The sequence below is a fragment of the Pseudoalteromonas sp. AS84 genome, assembly GCF_038900255.1.
Lineage (GTDB): Bacteria > Pseudomonadota > Gammaproteobacteria > Enterobacterales > Alteromonadaceae > Pseudoalteromonas.
The window spans coordinates 67,853-88,326 of sequence record NZ_JBBMQY010000003.1 but is presented as its reverse complement, the minus strand read 5'-3'; the positions used below and the strand labels follow the sequence as shown (position 1 = coordinate 88,326).

Sequence of the window (20,474 nt, the reverse complement as noted above, 5' to 3'; positions counted from 1 at the left end):
CTTTCATTCATTTCCTATTCTAATTTAGAAAAATCTAAACTACATTGGCGCTTTAAAAATACCTCAAGCTGTTGACTAAATAACTTAAAGTCGCGGATCCGCCCCGTAGTTTTACGCCACAATATGCCAATATCTCTATATGCATCACTTTGTGATGGTGTAGCCACCATATTTTTATTATCTAAAATTCCGGCGTTAATCGCCATTTGTGGTAAAAAAGTCACCCCGAGCTGATGCTCAACCATACTTAATAATGTATGCAAGCTTGCTGCTTCAAATGGGTTAATACAACTAGCACGGTTTAAATGGCATGCACTAAGCGCATGGCCTGTCATGCAGTGCTCACGCTCAAGTAAGAATACGCTAGCCTCTGGTAATAGATTAAAGTCGACTACGCCCTTTGCAGCGCTGTAATCCTTATGGTGCACTAAACTAAACTGATCTTTTGCCAATACTTGTGTATGAAATTTATCGGTTTCGTATGGCAGTGCAAGTAGCGCTAAATCAATATGCCCATGCTCAAGTTTATCCAGTAGCTTATCACTCGTATCTTCTATTAATACCAGCTCTAAATCACAAAAGGTTTCTTTACAAAAGTGATACAGAGGAGCCGCTATAAAGCTAGCAATTGTAGGTATAACACCCACCGTTAATTTACCACTCAGTGGTGTTAAAAAGCTTTTAGTGAGCTCTTTTAAACTAATTGTATCGTTAATTATTTTACGAGAGCGCTCAACAACTTCTTCACCAATACTGGTAAACATGAGGCTGCGATTTTCGCGTTCAATAAGCTGGCAACCCAAAGTTTCTTCAAGATTTTGAATAGCACTGCTTAAAGTAGATTGCCCAATAAAACAGGCACTGGCAGCTCTGCCAAAGTGCTGATGTTGATGAACAGCTAATAAATACTGTAGCTGTTTGATACTTGGAAGATTGGTCATTTTTTCTTTCCACAAATAAAAAGACCCCAACACCTAGGGCATTGAGATCTTTTCAAGCTAAAAGTCTTTGAGTACTTTTTTGTTAAACACCAAATGCGGTTCTTAGTACGTAGAAAATAACAATAGCAAGGGCAGCGCCAACTGGCAATGTAATTACCCAAGAAACTACGATGTTTCTGATAACACCCATGTTAAGTGCACCAATTCCACGTGCCATACCTACACCTAATACCGCACCTACTAAGGTTTGAGTAGTAGAGATTGGCATACCAGTACCTGATGCAATAACAACGGTAGAAGCAGCGGCTAATTCAGCAGCAAAACCACGGCTAGGCGTTAAATGTGTAATGCCTTCGCCAATCGTTTTAATTACTTTTTTGCCCAAAATAGCAAGACCCGCAACAATACCAAAACCACCTAAAGGTAGAATCCACCAAGCAATAGCGGCTTTCTTAGCAATTTCACCATTGTTTTCAACAATATTTACAACAGCAGCTAATGGACCAATTGCATTAGCAACGTCGTTAGAACCATGTGCAAAGGCCATACAACATGCTGTTAATACCATAAGAACAGCAAACACTTTTTCAACATTGTTGAACTGCATTTGTTTATCTGCTTTTGGATCGATATTTAAACGAGAAATAGCAATTTTACCAATAATAGCAACAACTACTGCAACTGCGATTGCAAGGGCATACCCTTCGGCTGCACCTAAATCAACACCAACATGCTTTAAGCCTTTTTTAATTGTAACCAAGGCCATTATAAAACCTGCTAAACCCATATAAAGTGGTACATAGCGTTTAGCATTTTTTAGAGGTGCATCTGTATTAAAAATAAGTTTTTGTGCACTCATAAATATTAAGTATGCAATAAAGCCTGATATGGCGGGCGTTATAATCCAACTACCAACAATACCACCTACTTTATCCCATTGAATCGCCTCAGTGCCGACAGCAACTAACGCAAAACCAATGATTGCACCAATGATTGAGTGAGTCGTTGATACTGGCCAACCTAAGAACGAGGCCATTAATAACCAAGCACCCGCTGCAAATAAAGACGAAATCATACCCAGAACCATAAGCTCCGGAATATCTGCAAATGGTGCCGCATCAATAATTCCTTTACGAATTGTTGATGTAACCTCACCACCTGCCAAGTAAGCGCCTGCAAATTCAAAAATCATCGCAATAAAAATTGCTTGTTTGATTGTAAGTGCTTTTGAACCTACAGATGTACCCATGGCGTTAGCTACGTCATTCGCGCCAATACCATAAGCCATAAAAAAGCCGACTGCTGCGGCAATTAAAATTAATACCGTGCCGTAAGATGCAATGATATCCATTGTAAAACCTTAATCTTTCGTGTTTGAACTGATTTTAAATTAACGAGCTAACATCAGCTCAAGACGTGATCCTACGCGCTCTGCAATATCTGCAAGCTCGCCAACCCATTCAATAATTTTATATAAAAACATTACATCAATTGGGTTTAACTCACCTTCTACATCACGTAGCTGGCGGCGTACTTTTATTTGCATTTCATCCGTGTCTTGTTCTATCGCATCCAATTCAACTAACATTTTTTCTACTAAGGTGACTTCTCGACCTTTAAAACCCGTTTCTAGCAATTCTTCTAACTCGTTAATTGCCTTTGATGCTTGTTTAGTCGCATCTACACAACGTGTTAAATAAGCTAAAAAGTCTGTTTGCATAACTTTTGGAATGGTCATTTCACGACCAATCACTCGCCCAGCTATGTCTTTCGCTTTATTGGCAATTTTATCTTGTTGAGTTACTAATTCGAGAAGATCTGTACGCTCTACCGGCATGAATAAACCACGCGGTAACTGTAAACGTATATCTCTTTTCATATCATCAGCTTCACGTTCTAAATTGCGAATCGTGATGCGAAGCTCTTCTGCCTGTACCCACTCTTCTTTAAATACGTGATTAAAAAAAGGTATCAAAGCTTTACTTGCTTGATGAACCTTCTTGATGTGTTCTTCCATTGGTTTGATAGGAGATTTTGCAAATACTCCTAAAAACGCGTTTGTAGGCATAACTGACCCTTTAATCAAATTGATATGCTTTGCAGCATGAATTTTACAGTATTAACCAAGATTGTGAACGCTTTTTATTACTTCACTAAAGCTTGCAATACACAAAGCGGCACTAAGCCGCTTTAATAGAAATACATGATGGATAAAAAATCATAGTGATTTTTCTATATCTTCTTGAGATGTATGGCGAATATCTTTGCCATTAACAAAATAAATAATGTATTCAGCAATGTTCTGACAGCGATCACCAATACGCTCTAATGAGCGAACAGACCAAACTAAGTCCATGATTTTAGGGATTGAGCGTGGATCTTCCATCATGTAAGTCATTATTTGACGTGTGATAGCTTCATATTCGCGGTCAACTTTTGCATCTTCTTTATGTACTTGAAATGCGCGTTGCACATCCATACGCGCAAATGCATCTAGTACGTCGTGTAGCATTTTTAAAACTTGACGGCCCATATTTTCAATATTTACTAATAAATCTTGCTGATCTTTAGTAAATGAGTCTAGTGCAACTTTAGCAATTCGCTCAGCTTCATCGCCAATACGCTCTAAATCAGCAATTGTTTTTGCAATTGCAATCACTAAACGTAAGTCGCTTGCTGCAGGCTGGCGACGCGCAATAATACGCGTACATTCTTCATCAATGCTTACTTCCATAGCATTCACTTTATAATCGTTCTGACGTACCTTTTGAGCAAGCTCTGCATCGTTACGGCTCACAGCATCAAGCGCACTATTTAACTGCTGCTCAACTAATCCACCCATGCTTAATACATGATTACGTACATTTTCTAGTTCTTGGTTAAAACGCCCAGAAATATGTTTATTAATATTATGTTCCATAGTTACCTTCTCTCTTTATCTTGCACAACACGCTATAACGGACTAATTAACCGTAACGACCGGTAATGTAATCTTCGGTCTTTTTCTTCGTTGGTGTAGTAAATAAGGTATTTGTGTCTGAGTACTCAATCAATTCGCCCATATACATAAAGGCTGTTTGATCAGATACGCGTGCTGCTTGTTGCATGTTATGAGTAACAATAACAACGGTAAATTGGTTTTTTAAATCGTTTATTAGCTCTTCGATTACCAAAGTAGAAATTGGGTCGAGTGCCGATGTAGGCTCATCTAATAAAAGAACTTCTGGCTCAATTGCAATTGAGCGAGCAATAACTAAACGCTGTTGCTGACCACCCGATAAGCCAAACGCGCTATCGTGTAATCTATCTTTTACTTCATCCCATAAAGCAGCACCACGAAGTGATTGCTCTACCACTTCGTCTAACTTACGCTTCTCTTTAATGCCTTGTAAGCGTAGGCCATAAACCACATTTTCATAAATTGATTTAGGAAATGGGTTAGGACGCTGAAACACCATACCTACATTACGACGAAGTGCTGCTACATCTACGCTCTTATCGTAAATATTTTGACCGTGAAGTAATATTTCACCTTCAATACGACAAATATCAACCAAATCATTCATGCGGTTAATGCAACGTAATAGAGTTGATTTACCACAACCAGATGGTCCAATAAACGCAGTTACTTGGCCTTTTGGAATGTTCATATTTACTTTATTAAGCGCTTGCTTATCACCGTAGTAAAGATCGAGATCTTTAATCTCTAGCGCTTTTTGGTCATCCGTTAAATTTTCTAGGTCTAACTTCTGGCCTATATTAGCTTGGTTTACTTTTGGAGCGACTGTAATCATTTTTGTTACCTATAAAATCTTTACTAATTAGTGTTCAAGCGATCTGAATTTTTCACGTAAATGGTTACGTATACCAATGGCCGTTATGTTTAGGGTAATAATCACCGACACCAATAAAAAGGCCGTTGCGTATACCAGCGGGCGTGCCGCTTCAACATTAGGGCTTTGGAAGCCAACATCGTATATATGAAAGCCTAAGTGCATGAACTTTCTATCTAAGTGAAAATACGGGAAGTTGCCATCAAGTGGTAATGTAGGGGCCATTTTTACGACGCCTACTAGCATTAACGGTGCAACTTCACCTGCAGCACGCGCAACTGCCAGTATTAAACCGGTCATAATTGCAGGGCTTGCCATTGGAATAATTATGCGCCATAACGTTTCCACTTTTGTTGCGCCAAGCGCTAGTGAACCATCACGTACGGTACTTGGAATACGAGATAAGCCTTCTTCAGTCGATACAATAACAACTGGCAGCGTTAGTATAGCGAGCGTTAATGCCGACCACATTACACCTGGCGTGCCAAATACTGGCGTTGGCGACGATTCTGGATAAAATAGTTGGTCTAAGCTACCACCTAACATGTATACAAAAAAGCCAAGGCCAAATACACCATATACAATTGAAGGAACACCAGCCAAGTTAATCACCGCGATACGAATCATTTTAGTGATTGCATTTTTAGCGGCGTACTCGTGTAAGTAAATCGCAGCAACAACGCCAAACGGTGTCACTATTACAGCCATCAACATAACCATAAACACAGTACCAAATATAGCAGGGAAAACACCGCCCTCTGTATTTGCTTCACGTGGATCATCAGATACAAACTTACCTAGCTGTACAAAATAGTGACCTAGCTTTGCAAAAAAGTCCATGTCGTTTGGAAACCAAACATCAAGTACTTGGTACATTGGAATCGTTACAACCTCACCGCGCATATCTTTTACAGTTACGTGGTCACGCTTAGCTTGCTTGCGTAGTGCAAATAAATCTTTTTCAAGTACACCATACTGTGCACGTAATTCAGCACGCTCTTGAGCAAGCTCAGCAACACGCTCATCAGTAAGTGCATTATCGAGTAAGTAGCCCTTTTCTTTTAAACGAAGGCGTTCAAGTGCGTAGTTAATATGCCCAATGTCACCATTTTGCAAATCAAGTGCTTCGTCGTTTAAGTCTACTGCACGCTCTACAAGCTCATGTAGCGCTTCAATCTTATCGCCTTCGACTGGTTTACCATCTTTAATTACACTTTCAACATAACCATAAAAATTACCGTTTTTACTACGCTCAAATACAGCAAGCGCCGCTGGTGCTGTTTTATTTTTTATGTCGGTTTCTAATATCCAACGAAAATCTAAATCTACATATTCGCGGTTACCTGTTTTAATAAGCAAGCGCTCTATTTCTTCTTTTTCAAATTCGCTAACATCAATACCTGTCGCGGCTAAACGCGTTTTTGGTACTAATTCACGATCGTAAACTTCGCCAATCACGGTTTGCTTTGCAATCGACCCTTCAAGTTCAAATTGCACAACTTCCGAAGGCCAAAAAAAACTTAATCCCTTCCAGGCTATCATTGCTAATAAGCCTAAAACTGAAATCAAACTGATGCTCACTGCACCACCGGTCATCCAAATCCAAGGAGAACCAGACTTAAACCACTGCTTTACCATGTCGTGTCTCTCCGCTTACATCGAGCTATATTTTTCACGCAGTTGCTGGCGAACAAACTCAGCTACTGTGTTAAAAATGAATGTGAATATGAATAGTACAAAGGCCGCTAAGAACAGTATTCTATAATGTGAACTGCCTACTTCAGACTCTGGCATTTCAACTGCAATATTTGCCGCAAGCGTTCGCATACCTTGGAAAATACTCCAATCCATAATAGGTGTATTACCCGTGGCCATAAGTACAATCATGGTTTCGCCAACTGCTCGGCCAAGTCCCATCATTACCGCTGAGAAAATACCAGGGCTTGCTGTTAGTAATACAACGCGTATTAGCGTTTGCCACTGCGTTGCACCTAATGCTAATGAGCCGTTTGATAAATGCTTTGGAACACTAAATACAGCGTCTTCTGCAATTGAAAATATGGTAGGAATAACCGCAAAACCCATCGCAATACCTACAACAAGTGAGTTACGTTGATCGAATGTCATACCCAGCTCATTTGTTAAGTACTGACGTACATTGCCGTCAAACATCCAAAGCTCAACAAATCCACTCATCGCAAACGAAAACCAACCAATAAGTAAGACGACCGGAATAAGGATAATTGAATGAGAACCTTCAGGAATTCTATGGCGAATTTTTGTTGGCAATTTAGTCCAAGCTAAACCCGTCGCTAACATACCTAGCGGTAATAGTACGAGTAACCCAACAATCGCAGGTAAGTGTTCTTCTATTAACGGTGCTAACCAGAGACCCGCTAAAAAACCCAAAATAACCGTTGGTAATGCTTCCATTATTTCTACGGTAGGCTTAACCACTTTACGTAATTTGCTCGACATAAAGTATGCCGTGTAAATAGCCGCCGAAAGCGCGATTGGTACAGCAAACAACATCGCGTAAAGTGCTGCTTTTAATGTACCAAACGAAATTGGCACTAATGAAAACTTAGACTCAAAGTCATCACTAGCTGATGTTGACTGCCATATATAACCTGGCTCTGGGTAACCTTCGTACCAGACTTCTTGCCAAAGTGCTGACCAAGTAACTTCTGGATGCTCGTTGTGAATATCTAATACGGTTAGTTTGTTATCCGCTAAAATTAACGCAGCATTTGAACGTGGTGCAATTGCAAAGTTCTCTATTGCACCTTCACTTACTTTACCTTGCCAAAGTTTTGCTTCACTTGTTGTGTAATACACACCTAGCTCACCATTATTGCCGGTAGTAAAAAAAGTACGACGGTAAAATTCAGTAAATATATTTAGCTTACTTTGCTTAGTCGTTTCAAATGAGCGAATTTTTTGATATTCGCGGCCTGTGTCAGTGTTTACTTCAAACCACTGCGAAACCTCACCGTTATCATTCGCAAGCATTAATGAGTTTGCACCAGCCAACAACTGTGCAGATACAATATTTGCATTTTCTTCGTTAGCCGAAAGTAATTGAATTTGCTCTACATCACTTGGGTCGCGTGTATCGTATACATACACTTGATTAGCAGAACGCACAAAAGTACGTGTTGTATCTGGCGACATTAATAACTCGTCTACACGTCCTTCAACATCAAGTTCTGTACGCTCAACAACCCACTCAACTTCACCAGTAAACATATTCTCTTCAGCAACAAAACTGCTAAACAGTACACGTTTATCTTCGGTAAGTGCTACAACTGCTGTTTTGTCTTCATAGTGACTAAATGCAAAGCGTTTAATAGCCGCACCTTGCTCATCTACTTCTAAAGCCATTTCCCCAAGAGGAAAACCTAAGCGAGGTGTTAATTTACGTTCGTTGTTTGGAAAGGTAACTAAAAATTTAGGTGCAACAACCATTACGGTGCCATCTTTTAAACCAAACGCATAATGCCCTTGAAAAGGCGCGCTAGTAGCAAAGCTTGTTGCATCACTAGGTAACTCTGCATTAAGCGTTTTGAGTTTTTTACCAAAACTACCTGACTCAACACTGTAAAAATCAACCTGCCCCTGCTCACTTAGTAAATAAGCTACTTCAGTTTGCTCTTCTACGCCTAAACCTACTATTTGCTGTGAATTAGCAACATGAAAGCTATCGCGCTTTTCTACTTTTGCTGATTCAAAAATTGGCTGTACTACATAAAGAAGGTAAAAGAATATTAATAGCAGCGCTACTAATACCATTATCCCACCTGCGGTTATGCCAAATTTGGCAAACCGATCTTTAAATAGACGGCTTCGATCCGTATTAAAAGTCGGCTTATTCGGATTTGAAGTCATCAAAACACCCTTAAATCTTAACGTTGCATAAATTATATTTCATCAAGATGACAGTAATGTTACAGCAGTAATAATAAGCACTCTAAAACAGCTTTAAATAAAACTAACGAGGGAAAAGTCTAAATTAGCTTCAAATAGGTGATTTATAAGTGAACTAAATTATAAAATAATTGGACAAAGTATTTATCGAGGTCAATACTAAAAGAGTACTTAGTAAATAATAATGACTATTAATACTGCGTATAGTCAACACAACTATATTCATTTTTTTAATTTATAATCAAAGATTTATAAAAAGTGCAACAACACACAATTTAAATTAGACAACATACTTAATGCCTATGCATTTACTTTCTTTGGGCTTAAAAAGAGAATTATTTATGAAGCAGTTGGTTATAACTATTTTAGGGAAAGATCGCCCTGGTTTAGTAGAGAGCATCTCATCAGTCGTATTACAAAATCATGGCAACTGGCTTAGTAGTAACTTAAGCCATTTATTAGGTCATTTTGCAGGTATTATTCAACTTGAAGTTGCTGAGGAGCATTTTCAATCATTACAAAGTGCTTTAAATAAGTTACCTAAGTTAGACGTTCGTATTGAAACCGGAAACACAGAGATTGAACCATCAACACTAGAGCAAATTAATCTAGTTATAACAGGTAACGACCGTCCTGGTATTGTTCAAGAACTGGCAAGTGTAATACGTCATAAAGGCGCGAATATTACTCACTTAAATTCAAGACAACAAAGTGCACCTAATTGGGGGGTGCCTATTTTTAGCGCTGTTGCTACCGTTACTTTGCCAAATGGTATGGATAAAGACGAAGTTATTGAAGCATTGGAATCAATTACAAGTGATTTAATTGTAGATACGGAAGAAGTTTAACCTCCATTTATGCGTGTCATGCATATGACACGCATGTCATTTTAATGTCATTAATCTGCACTATATTTTATTCAGTATCTAATTACGGAATAAAATATGAACGCTTACACAGAACAACCTCAAGTCATTGAATACTTTGCTAAGGAACTTAGCTGGCTGTCGTTTAATGAGCGCGTACTGCAAGAAGCAAAAGACAAAAACAATCCAATTATTGAGAGGATACGTTTTTTAGGTATTTTTTCTAATAACCTTGATGAGTTTTTCAGGGTGCGTGTGGCAGACGTTAAACGCCGTATTTTATTGAATAAACTACCAAATGCTAACTTTGAAGAAGATGAAGCACTACTAAGTCAAATACAAAAAAAAGTATTACAACTTGGCAAAAAGTTTAATCTAATTCATCAGCAAATCTTAAACGACCTTACAGCGCATAATATTCATGTGGACCGCCCAGAAGAACTCACTGAGTTTCATTTAAACTGGTTGAAAAATTATTTCCATGACAATGTATTGCAGCATATATCTCCTATTTTATTAGACGAAAATAAAGATTACTCCGACTACATAAACGACACAATGACCTACTTATTTGTAGAAATGAGCGATGAAAAAAGTCATTTTGCTATGCTAGAAGTACCTACAGACCGAGTGTCTAGATTCATAATACTACCACCAGAAAAAACTCGACGTCATAAAACTATTGTAATGCTAGATGACGTAATTTTATATTTTTTAAATGATGTATTTAGTAACTTTTTTACTTTTGAAACCATTCAAGGTCATGCAATAAAACTAACTCGCGACGCAGAATATAATTTAGATGATGAGCTAGAAGAGGGCTTACTTGATAAAATGTCAAAAGGCCTAAAGCAGCGAATTTACGCAGAACCAGTTCGTCTTGTATACGATGAAGCAATGCCAGAGAGCATGTTAAAGGTAATGAAAAAGCGTTTAAACGTGACCCATCACGATGCATTAATACCTGCAGGCCGCTATCGAAACTTTAGAGACTTTATTACTTTTCCAAATGTAGGCCGTCAGTATCTAGAAAATAAGCCACTGCCAGCACTTCAAAGTACCGCATTTAACAAACATACCAGTGTATTTGATGCCATAACCTGTCACGACATATTACTTTACTACCCATACCATACCTTTAACCATTTATTAGAATTTGTACGCCAAGCTGCATTTGATCCTATGGTTACACAAATAAAAGTTAATATTTATCGTGTTGCAAGTAAATCTCGGCTTATTTCTTCACTTATCAATGCAGCTAAAAATGGTAAAAAAGTAACGGTAATGGTCGAATTAAAAGCTCGTTTTGATGAGCAAAATAATATTGAATGGGCAAAGGTATTAAGTAGTGCCAGTATAAAAGTAATCTTTGGTATTCCAGCATTAAAAGTACATAGTAAATTGTGTATTATTCACCGTAAAGAAAAAAACAAAATAGTAAAATACGCACATATAGGCACTGGGAATTTTCACGAAAAAACGGCAAAAATTTACACAGATTTTAGCCTTTTCACTAAACATACTGGTATTTCTGAGGAGTGCGATAGCGTATTTAAATTTATAGAAAGCAGCTATAAACCCTTTAATTTTGAATACTTAATGATCTCACCTGTTAATGCACGCGATATGCTTTTGGATTTAATAGATAAAGAAATTCAACATGTAGAAAATGGAAAACTAGGAAAAATCACTCTCAAGATAAATAATTTAGTAGATAAGCAACTTGTCGATAAGCTTTATTACGCGGGCCGCAGAGGTGTTAAAGTACGTATAATTGTACGCGGAATGTGCTCGTTAATACCTGGGATTACTAAGTTCAGCGACAATATAAGAGTAATAAGTATTGTTGACCGCTTTTTAGAGCACCCTAGAGTGATGGTGTTTGGCAATAACGGCGATGATAAAGTATATATTTCGTCTGCCGATTGGATGACACGCAACCTAGATCATCGTGTAGAAGTGGGCGTACCAATTTTAGATGCTAAATTAAAACAGCTCATTATTGATATTTTAGAGCTACAATTTAAAGACCGTACTAAAGCGCGACTAATCGACAGTGAACAAAAAAATACGTATGTTAGACGCGGAAACAGAAAAAAAATACGTTCGCAAATTGCAATTTATGACCATCTAAAAAAATGGGAACACAATTATAATAATGAATGATCATCCCTCAATAGCAGCCGTCGATTTAGGCTCAAATAGCTTTCACTTAGTGGTTGCTCGTGAAGTTGATGGCACACTACAAATCCTGCATAAAGAAAAGCAGCGCGTATATTTAGCGGATGGCCTAGACGATAAATTTAGGCTAAGCCAGCAAGCAATTGACCGTGCCTTAATTGTACTTAAACAGTTTGCAAAAACACTACAAGATTTCCCCGCCTGCAACGTAAAAGTAGCAGCTACTTATACTTTTCGTAGAGCTAAAAATATTCATGCATTTTTAACACAGGCTAATAAAGCATTTCCTTTTCATATAGATGTAATTGCAGGACAAGAAGAAGCACGACTGATTTATCAAGGAGTTGCCCATTACGTTCATAATGAAGATAACCGCCTTGTTATCGATATAGGCGGCGGTAGTACAGAACTTATAGTTGGTAAGCACTTTAAACATAAGTTACTTACGAGTCGAAATATGGGCTGTGTGAGTTACACAAATCAATTTTTCAGTGACGGTATAATAAATTCAAAACGCTTTAATAAAGCTGAAATAAAAGCTGAACAAGAAATAGAAGCTATTTTTGCCAATTATGTAGCCGAGGGTTGGAAAAACGTTATTGGTACATCTGGTACTATTAAATCCATTTTGGCTATGGTGAGCGCTCAAAATCCACATCAGCCTTGCATAACTTACGACGACTTATTAAGCCTTAAACAACAATTTATAAAAGCAAAAAGAATTGATAATTTAGAAATCGAAGGGCTAACACCAGAACGCCAGCAGAGTATGTGTGGCGGACTTGCCATTTTAATTGCAATTTTTAGAGAGTTTGCAATCACCGAACTAACTTATAGTGATTTTTCGTTACGTGAGGGTTTGCTTCATGAAATGCAGCAAAAATTGGCTGATAAAGATATACGCAGTAATACCATAAATAATGTTAGCGACAGGTACACTGTAGATAAAGCTCACGCAACGCGAGTTTCAGATACCGCTATTTGGCTCTATGAACGTTTAAAGTCGTCTTGGCAGCTTAATAATAAAGACGATGTTGCTTTACTAATTTGGGCAGCAAAATTACATGAAATTGGTCTATCGATTAACTCATCGGGTATTAATAAACACAGCGCCTATATTGTTGCTAATAGCCAGCTCCCAGGCTTTACGCAGCAAGAGCAATTAATACTCAGCTCACTCATTCGTTCTTATCGTAAAAAAATTAAACTCGATGAACTCTCTGAATTTATAACTATTTCGCAACAACAAGTACTTAAACTCATCACTATTTTACGTTTAGCGATTTTATTTAATCAGAAACGACAAGTGAGCCAAAAACCAAATATGGAAATTAGCGCAAATAGCACCGGATTATTTATAAAGTTTTGCGATAACTACCTGCAAGTGCATACTCTACTGCAAGCAGATTTAGAGCTAGAGCAACGTTATTTGAAAAAGGTAGGTATAGCACTTAATTGCTCCTAGACCAGCAAAAGCAGGGTGACTAACACCCTGCTTTTATAGCTACATATCCATATGTCGATTAGTACTTTGCATCATTTGCTTTATACCTTGCTTTTCAAGCTCTAGTATTTGTTGAAGCTTTTCTTGCCCACTTTGGGTTTCGGCGCGTTCAAGTAAGTATTCATATAGCTCAATCACTTTTTGATGCTGCTCTGACAAATAAGCTTGGATAACTTTCTCATCGAATTGCTGATCTTTACTAATATCATCAAAGGTAATTAACTCAGGATTTTTAGCAAAGTATTCATAGCTGTATGTATCGAGCGTATTTATTTCAGTTATCGCTTTAAACCCGACTAAATCTTCGGCGAGTTTTTTTTCGTAATTTAGGTAGTAGTCCACCAGCATTGCATTATGTTCATCGAGTAAATCCTTTACGCTATAAAAATTAGCCGCCATTTGCGTATGAAACAAAACGGTCCAATCGTATACCTCTTTAATTGTTTTAACTTGCATGTGCATTCCTTACTTGTTGACTGTATAGGTAATACACTGCGTAAAGCGTGCCAATTAAAAAGCCATTTAAAAACAGTTGGTTAATTTAAATATGAGTAATAACGAGCTATTTAATAGAACAACTTACAAATTATGAGTAACTTTTATAGAGTAATACGCCATCAAATTAGCGTATTACTCTGTGTATTTATTATTTAAGTCCTTGTTTGCGCCACAGCAAGTAAACAGCAGGAATAACAAGTAAGGTGAGTACAATTGCACTGCCCATACCGCCAACCATAGGCGCTGCTATTCGGCTCATTACTTCGCTTCCGGTGCCTGTACCATAAAGTACAGGTAATAAACCGATAATAATTGTCGCGACAGTCATCATAACCGGGCGTACTCTAAGCCCTGCTCCTTCAATAATAGCTTGCTGTAATTGCACTAAACTAAGCGGTTTTCCGGCTTGCTCTGCTTCGAGGCACTTTTCTTGATAGGCTTGGTTTAAATACACCAACATAATGACTCCTATTTCTACCGCTACTCCAGCTAAGGCAATAAAGCCTACACCTACTGCAACTGAAAAGTTAAAGCCCTCTAAATACATTAGCCATACGCCACCAATCATTGCCAGTGGCAACGTAGCCATAATAATAGTGACCTCAGCAAAGCTTCTAAAATTAAGGTAAAGCAATACAATAATAATCGCTAATGTAAGTGGTAATACATAAGTCAGTTTGTCTTTAGCGCGCTGCATGTATTCATACTGCCCAGCCCACGTAATTGAGTAGCCAGCAGGTAGTATTAGGTCTTTATTGAGCACTTGCTGAGCGTGCTCAACGTAAGTACCAATATCAACACCGTCTATATCAATAAAGCTCCAACCGTTTAAGCGCGCATTTTCGCTTTTTATACCTGGCGGTCCATCTTCAATAAATACATCAGCTACATCACCAAGTGCTATACGCTGCCCTGTAGGCGTTACAATAGGTAACAACATTAACTCTTCTGGCGAGTCTCTGTATGCTTGCGGATAACGTAAATTAACAGGGTAACGCTCTTGCCCTTCTACCGTTTGTGTTACGTTTGTACCACCTATTGCAGTAGATACAACTTGCTGTACGTCGCTAATGTTTAAGCTATAACGCGCGGCTTTTTCACGATTTATATCTACTTTTATGTAACGTCCACCGGCTACGCGCTCTGAGTAAACCGATGCGGTGCCTTGCACATCTTTTAAAAGCACTTCTATTTGTTGACCAATTTTTTGAATTTCGCTCAACTGTGGTCCCGCAACTTTAATGCCCACGGGAGTTTTAATACCGGTTGCGAGCATATCAATACGTGTTTTAATTGGCATTACCCACGCATTCGTCAGTCCCGGAAACTTAACCAAACCGTCGAGTTCTTTTTTAAGCTTTTCAAGAGTCATGCCTTCGCGCCATTCGTCTTTTGGTTTTAGCTGAATAAACGTCTCTATCATTGTAAGAGGCGCAGGATCTGTTGCAGTTTCTGCTCGCCCAACTTTACCAAATACCGTTTTGACTTCGGGTACTGTGGCAATTAACTTGTCGGTTTGCTGTAGTATTTCGCGCGCTTTACCTACCGATAAACCTGGATACGTTGTGGGCATATACATTAAGTCGCCCTCATCGAGTGGCGGAATAAATTCACTGCCTATTTTGTTTACCGGGTAAAAGCCAATAACAGAAACAACCACCGCGAGTACCAATGTCATTTTTGGAAATTTAAGCACCCAGTTAAGTAATGGCCGATACGCTGCAACAAGTAATCGGTTAACTGGATTTTTTTGCTCCGAAATAACTTTACCTCTAATAAAGTAACCCATTAATACCGGCACTAAGGTAATCGCAAGCCCAGCAGACGCTGCCATAGCATAGGTTTTAGTGTAAGCCAGTGGCGCAAACATACGCCCTTCTTGCGCTTCTAAAATAAATACCGGCATAAAGCTGACGGTAATAATTAATAAACTAAAAAATAATGCAGGACCTACTTCACTCGCCGATTTAGCCACAACTTCCCAACGGTTTTCCTTGGTAAGGGGCGTTTTTTCCATATGCTTATGCATATTTTCTATCATAACGATAGCGCCGTCGGTCATTGCGCCTATCGCTATTGCAATTCCTCCTAAAGACATAATGTTGGCGTTAATCCCCTGCCAATACATAATTATAAATGCCGTTAAAATCCCGAGCGGTAACGTAATAATCGCCACCAGCGATGAGCGCACATGAAACAAAAACACCACACACACTAAGGCAACTACAATAAGCTCTTCAATTAGCTTACTTGTTAGATTATCTACCGCGTTATTTATTAAGTTAGAGCGATCGTACACAGGGACTATTTCAACGCCCTCTGGTAATCCCTTTTTAAGCGATTCTAATTTCGCTTTTACGAGCTCAATGGTTTTTTGTGCATTTTCGCCATAGCGCATAATAACAATGCCGCCGGTTACTTCGCCTTCGCCATTTAGCTCTGCAATACCACGGCGCATTTGCGGTCCGACCCGAATATCAGCTACATCACGTAATTGCAGCGCAGTACCGTTGGCGTTTACACCAAGCGGAATAGCTTCCAAGTCGGCAACACTCTTAATGTAGCCGGTGCTTGTTACCATGTATTCAGCTTCAGCCATTTCAACTACCGAGGCGCCCATCTCTTGGTTGCCTTGTTGAATAGCTGTTTGAATAAGGCTTAGCGGAATACCATATGCCCGTAATTTATCGGGCTCTACATTGACTTGGTATTGCTTAACCATGCCACCAACAGCAGCCACTTCAGATACACCGGGCACAGTTTGTAGCTCAAACTTTAAAAACCAATCTTGTAAGCTTCGTAGCTGACTAATATCGTGTTTATTTGTTTTATCAACGAGTGCGTATAAATAAATCCAACCGACCCCTGTCGCATCAGGACCAAGCTCTGGCGTAGCGCTATCGGGTAATCTACTTGCTACTTGGCTTAGGTATTCTTGTACTCGGCTACGCGCCCAATACAAATCGGTTTTTTCGTCAAAAATAACGTAAACGTACGAGTCACCAAAAAACGAAAAACCTCTTACCGTTTGCGCACCCGGCACAGAAAGCATTGCGGTGGTTAGAGGAAATGTGACTTGGTCTTGCACTACTTGCGGCGCTTGCCCCGGATAAGTAGTTTTTATAATTACCTGAACATCAGATAAGTCAGGTAAGGCATCCACGGGAGTATTTTTTACCGCGAACAATCCTCCACCCAGTAAAATGAATGTAAGCAACAACACAAAAAAGCGATTGCTAACAGACCAGCGAATAATGGCAGTTATCATAATGGCTCCTAGTGAGAACTATATTGCATAGGTTGCATAGTAGAATGATCAATCGGCTCTGCGTTTTGCGCTTTAGTAATTACAAATTCATCGTTAATAATGCTAAAAGTAAAATTAATATACTGGGCATTTTCAAACTGACTAATATCAAAATCTGGCGCTAATACAAAGTCCATTGTGGCGGCTTCTCGATTCCATTTTTCAATGGCTTCTCGGCTAATATTAATAATGCGGTTTTGTGTATCTATGGCGTTAATAGTGCCGTTAACCGTGGCGCTTTGTGGCTGCATGTTGATGTTCATATTTGAGTCTGAACCAGAATCCGAACTCATACCTGAGCTAATACCAGAACTAGGCATTTCCATTCGTTTAAAGTCAGAGCTTTTACTCGATTCAGAGTCTATTAAAAATTGCGCTGAAGTCACTACCGTGTCACCTGTCATTACACCTGACAAAATCACCGCTTCATTACTATTAATTTGCCCAACGTCGACTTCTACCGATTTAAAACGACCCTCACCTAATGCAATAACTACACGGTTTTGATGCTGCGTGCGAATTACCGCTTCTTTAGGGACTGTAAATTGCGCCTTACTCGCTTTAGCGTGAATGCTCACTTGTGCAAACATATTTGGTTTTAACCGATGATCTGCATTTTCAAACCTAAGCCTTACACGCAGCGTCCGATTTTTAGCATCAAGCGCGGGGTAAATGTAATCAACCTTACCTTCCCACTTTTGACCTTTTAAGTAATCAAGCGTCATTGTAACGGGCAACCCAACACTCACTTGTTCTGATTGGCGCTCGAACACTTCCGCCTCTACCCAAATTTCATCAAGCTGGGCAATACTCATCATTGATGTGCCTGGTTTAACGTAAAAGCCTTCTCGTACTGTTAGCTCATCTACCACACCACTTTGCTTTGCGTAAAAAGTAATATTTTGCATTATCTTTTTATTTTTTTGTAAGCGCTCGATAAATCCATCAGACACATTTAACGACTCTAAACGCGCCTTTGCAGCGCGAATTAACACGGTATTATTACGATTAACCGCCAATAAAAGCTCTTCCTGTGCGTTCACCAATTGTGGTGAATACAATGTATATAAAGGCTCACCGGCTTTAACTTCTGCGCCTTGTGCTTTAACATATAAACTTTCAATCCAGCCTTCTACACGCGGATGAATGTGAATAAGTTGGTCTTGGTTATATTGCACATAACCCACAGTATTTATATCGCTGTGAAGTGTTTTAAGCTGCACTTTGGCAGTTCTTACACCAAAGTTATTAACTACTGCAGGCGAAATAGTTACAGCACCTGGTCCATCCTGAGCGTTGCTAGCGTTTTCATACACAGGTACTAAATCCATTCCCATTGGAGAAAGCCCTGGCGTGTCACGCCTGTAATTACTATCCATAGGGGCTACCCAATATAAGGGCTGCTTGTCAGCGCTTTGCTGTTCATGCATTGGCGAGTTACTAGGTAAAAACAGCATTACTAAGCCCCCAATTAACCCAACAGCGCCTGCGCCAACTAAGGCAGCAACAAGTAACTTTAAATTAGTATTCATTGTGTAATTCTCCTGTTTGTCCTGCCATTACTTGGGGGTCTAAGCTACTTGCATAATAATTAAGGCGAGCGGTAATAATATGTTGATCTACTTGAATATTAAGCGCGTCTATTTTGGCATTAAGTTCACTAATGCGCGCGCGCATGACGTCAGAAAAATCCCCATCGTCGCGGGTATAAGCATTTAGTGTTGCTTGAGATTGCTCTGACATTTGCGGTAATAACGTATTTTGATAAAGCGCATCGCGTTTTTGCAAACGAGCGAGTTGGCTAAACTCCTTAAAGTACATGCCTTTGAGTTTTTGAAGCGCCACCAACTTTTGTGTTTTAGTCGCTTCTGCACTAGCAATAGCCGATTTAACTTGTTGATCTTGTCTGTTATCAGTAAACAATGGTAAATCAATACTAAACCCTACCGAGAGTAAATCAGCTCGCGACTCACCCATCGGGGTATCATCTCGGTAACCATAGCCCACATTAACGCCCATTTGAGGTTTGTAGCTTTGCTTAGCGAGTGCAACTTCGGTTTGCTTTGCCGTTACGGTTTTTTCTATCGCAATAATTGCGGGATGCGCCATAAGCAACTGTATTAGTTCATCAAATTCAAGGCTCGAAAAATCAACCAGCCCTGTGGTTTTAGTAAACTCGGCATTTAAAGGCTGCATAAGCATATTAATAGGTAACCACTGTGCTAAACGGCCTTTAGCACTTTCAAACTGCTGCTCAAGCATAACTAGCTTATCTTCAAGGCGGGTGAGCTCTAATTGCGCACGAATAATATCTTGCTGACGTGTTTTACCTAAGGTACTTGCGTAGCTTGCTTCGGTAATTTCAATAAGCTGAGTAAATAGCCCTTTATCTTGCTCAATTAAAGCAATACTTCGCTGAGCACGATACGCGTTTAACCACGACTCAATCACAATTGCTTTTACTTGTGCTAAGCGATCGGCGCGCTGCCAAGGATATTGTTGAGCAGACTCCTCTAGTGCTTTTTGTTTAAGCGCTAAGCTATTCCCTCGGCTAAACTTTTGGCTCAAATCAACTTTAAGCTGCGTCATCCCTTCTTGATCAAACGCATAACCGTTAGTAGGTAAGTTAAGTAAGCCAACCGTTAAAACAGGATCGGGTAAGGTGCCTGCGGCAATGCTTTGCGCTATTGCTGCATCTTCTTGGTAGCCACTTGCTTTTAGCCATGGCTCATGCGTTAGCGCATAATTAAGCGCTTGCGTTAAGCTAAGCGCTTGCTCATGACTAGTTTGCTTTAGTATTTCGGTATTTAGGTCATTTTGATTGTTTTGCGCATTAACAGCGGTGCTAAATAACACAACACTACATAATACGACTTTAATACTTACAGCGTGGTTCATCACCTGCTCCATCTAAAAATAAAAGAAATTCTTAAATTAGGAAGCAAAAAAGGTGTTTAGGGGTTACCAATAAACGGGGTTACCGCAATTTTTACATACACCTATCCTGCTATTAAGCAGACATAGGAGGACGGTAGAGTGAACGAGGTATATTAATTTGTGTAGTAAATACACGTACATTTACTTTTTCAGATTCAAGTAAAGTAACGCTAAATAAAGTATCAACATTAAGCATTGAGTTAGCAGCGCAGCCACTGATAGGGCATTTACAATCATTTTGCGGCGTACTTTCGTCGTCGCAACAATCCATCTGCATCATATTTTCAGACATACTAGCAGCCGCAGTTGCATCACTACTATGTGTCATTGGCATTTGGGCATGCATTACTGTTTTAGTTGGCATATGTGGCATTTCGCATACCATAGCTACAGACGCAACTGCCTGACCCACAAAAGTGAGCAGCAAAGTTATCATGAGTAAACTAGAGTAAAAACGTTGCAACATTATGCCTTTTAATA

The 20,474-nt window shown here is 39.3% G+C and carries 15 protein-coding genes; 3 read left to right on the top strand and 12 right to left on the bottom strand.

Annotated elements, in window-relative coordinates; all coding sequences use genetic code 11:
* Positions 1-14: 14 nt before the first annotated feature.
* From WNY79_RS04620 to WNY79_RS04590, 7 genes are all read right to left on the bottom strand, one after another.
* Positions 15-941: a hydrogen peroxide-inducible genes activator gene (locus tag WNY79_RS04620; RefSeq protein ID WP_024600190.1), complete on the bottom strand. Its 927-nt coding sequence runs from the start codon at positions 939-941 to the stop codon at positions 15-17.
* Positions 942-1,023: 82 nt separating this feature from the next.
* Entirely contained in the window at positions 1,024-2,292 is a 1,269-nt protein-coding gene (locus WNY79_RS04615) for an inorganic phosphate transporter (protein WP_007586466.1), read from the bottom strand.
* 39 nt (positions 2,293-2,331) lie between these two features.
* The gene (locus WNY79_RS04610) at positions 2,332-3,009 is read right to left on the bottom strand and encodes a TIGR00153 family protein (protein WP_024600191.1); all 678 of its coding nucleotides are present in this window, start codon (positions 3,007-3,009) and stop codon (positions 2,332-2,334) included.
* Positions 3,010-3,159: 150 nt separating this feature from the next.
* Entirely contained in the window at positions 3,160-3,861 is a 702-nt protein-coding gene (phoU, locus tag WNY79_RS04605) for a phosphate signaling complex protein PhoU (RefSeq protein WP_007586465.1), read from the bottom strand.
* Between the two features lie 46 nt (positions 3,862-3,907).
* Positions 3,908-4,735: a phosphate ABC transporter ATP-binding protein PstB gene (gene pstB / locus WNY79_RS04600; RefSeq protein ID WP_007586464.1), complete on the bottom strand. Its 828-nt coding sequence runs from the start codon at positions 4,733-4,735 to the stop codon at positions 3,908-3,910.
* 27 nt (positions 4,736-4,762) lie between these two features.
* Complete coding sequence (pstA, locus tag WNY79_RS04595; RefSeq protein WP_342875271.1) at positions 4,763-6,412, bottom strand: phosphate ABC transporter permease PstA; 1,650 nt, start codon at positions 6,410-6,412, stop codon at positions 4,763-4,765.
* Between the two features lie 15 nt (positions 6,413-6,427).
* On the bottom strand, positions 6,428-8,662 hold the full coding sequence (locus WNY79_RS04590; RefSeq protein WP_076924050.1) for an ABC transporter permease subunit: 2,235 nt from the start codon (positions 8,660-8,662) through the stop codon (positions 6,428-6,430).
* Positions 8,663-9,042: 380 nt separating this feature from the next.
* Here WNY79_RS04590 and WNY79_RS04585 point away from each other — a divergent pair, with 380 nt between their 5' ends.
* From WNY79_RS04585 to WNY79_RS04575, 3 genes are all read left to right on the top strand, one after another.
* Positions 9,043-9,549, top strand: coding sequence for an ACT domain-containing protein (locus WNY79_RS04585; protein WP_007586460.1), 507 nt, complete (start codon positions 9,043-9,045; stop codon positions 9,547-9,549).
* Positions 9,550-9,645: 96 nt separating this feature from the next.
* Positions 9,646-11,733: a polyphosphate kinase 1 gene (ppk1, locus tag WNY79_RS04580; protein ID WP_024600194.1), complete on the top strand. Its 2,088-nt coding sequence runs from the start codon at positions 9,646-9,648 to the stop codon at positions 11,731-11,733.
* Positions 11,726-13,213: an exopolyphosphatase gene (locus WNY79_RS04575; RefSeq protein ID WP_342875270.1), complete on the top strand. Its 1,488-nt coding sequence runs from the start codon at positions 11,726-11,728 to the stop codon at positions 13,211-13,213. The genes ppk1 and WNY79_RS04575 overlap by 8 nt, the downstream gene beginning before the upstream one ends.
* Positions 13,214-13,252: 39 nt before the next feature.
* On the opposite strand, the gene WNY79_RS04570 is transcribed toward WNY79_RS04575, so the two are convergent.
* The 5 genes from WNY79_RS04570 to WNY79_RS04550 all read right to left on the bottom strand — a co-directional run bounded on the left by WNY79_RS04570 (position 13,253) and on the right by WNY79_RS04550 (position 20,430).
* A complete protein-coding gene (locus WNY79_RS04570) occupies positions 13,253-13,708 on the bottom strand; it encodes a hypothetical protein (RefSeq protein ID WP_024600196.1) in 456 nt (151 codons plus the stop codon).
* 190 nt (positions 13,709-13,898) lie between these two features.
* A complete protein-coding gene (locus WNY79_RS04565; RefSeq protein WP_342875269.1) occupies positions 13,899-17,018 on the bottom strand; it encodes an efflux RND transporter permease subunit in 3,120 nt (1,039 codons plus the stop codon).
* A gap of 8 nt (positions 17,019-17,026) precedes the next feature.
* The gene (locus WNY79_RS04560) at positions 17,027-18,589 is read right to left on the bottom strand and encodes an efflux RND transporter periplasmic adaptor subunit (RefSeq protein WP_342875268.1); all 1,563 of its coding nucleotides are present in this window, start codon (positions 18,587-18,589) and stop codon (positions 17,027-17,029) included.
* On the bottom strand, positions 18,579-19,955 hold the full coding sequence (locus tag WNY79_RS04555) for a TolC family protein (protein WP_342875267.1): 1,377 nt from the start codon (positions 19,953-19,955) through the stop codon (positions 18,579-18,581). Before WNY79_RS04555 ends, WNY79_RS04560 begins: the two co-directional genes overlap by 11 nt.
* A 112-nt stretch (positions 19,956-20,067) precedes the next feature.
* On the bottom strand, positions 20,068-20,430 hold the full coding sequence (locus WNY79_RS04550; RefSeq protein ID WP_342626610.1) for a hypothetical protein: 363 nt from the start codon (positions 20,428-20,430) through the stop codon (positions 20,068-20,070).
* Positions 20,431-20,474: the final 44 nt, after the last annotated feature.

Coding starts and splice junctions, on each gene's coding strand:
- WNY79_RS04620 (WP_024600190.1), bottom strand. CDS start 941: ATGACCAATCTTCCAAGTATCAAACAGCTACAGTATTTATTAGCTGTT.
- WNY79_RS04615 (WP_007586466.1), bottom strand. CDS start 2,292: ATGGATATCATTGCATCTTACGGCACGGTATTAATTTTAATTGCCGCA.
- WNY79_RS04610 (WP_024600191.1), bottom strand. CDS start 3,009: ATGCCTACAAACGCGTTTTTAGGAGTATTTGCAAAATCTCCTATCAAA.
- phoU (WP_007586465.1), bottom strand. CDS start 3,861: ATGGAACATAATATTAATAAACATATTTCTGGGCGTTTTAACCAAGAA.
- pstB (WP_007586464.1), bottom strand. CDS start 4,735: ATGATTACAGTCGCTCCAAAAGTAAACCAAGCTAATATAGGCCAGAAG.
- pstA (WP_342875271.1), bottom strand. CDS start 6,412: ATGGTAAAGCAGTGGTTTAAGTCTGGTTCTCCTTGGATTTGGATGACC.
- WNY79_RS04590 (WP_076924050.1), bottom strand. CDS start 8,662: ATGACTTCAAATCCGAATAAGCCGACTTTTAATACGGATCGAAGCCGT.
- WNY79_RS04585 (WP_007586460.1), top strand. CDS start 9,043: ATGAAGCAGTTGGTTATAACTATTTTAGGGAAAGATCGCCCTGGTTTA.
- ppk1 (WP_024600194.1), top strand. CDS start 9,646: ATGAACGCTTACACAGAACAACCTCAAGTCATTGAATACTTTGCTAAG.
- WNY79_RS04575 (WP_342875270.1), top strand. CDS start 11,726: ATGAATGATCATCCCTCAATAGCAGCCGTCGATTTAGGCTCAAATAGC.
- WNY79_RS04570 (WP_024600196.1), bottom strand. CDS start 13,708: ATGCAAGTTAAAACAATTAAAGAGGTATACGATTGGACCGTTTTGTTT.
- WNY79_RS04565 (WP_342875269.1), bottom strand. CDS start 17,018: ATGATAACTGCCATTATTCGCTGGTCTGTTAGCAATCGCTTTTTTGTG.
- WNY79_RS04560 (WP_342875268.1), bottom strand. CDS start 18,589: ATGAATACTAATTTAAAGTTACTTGTTGCTGCCTTAGTTGGCGCAGGC.
- WNY79_RS04555 (WP_342875267.1), bottom strand. CDS start 19,955: ATGAACCACGCTGTAAGTATTAAAGTCGTATTATGTAGTGTTGTGTTA.
- WNY79_RS04550 (WP_342626610.1), bottom strand. CDS start 20,430: ATGATAACTTTGCTGCTCACTTTTGTGGGTCAGGCAGTTGCGTCTGTA.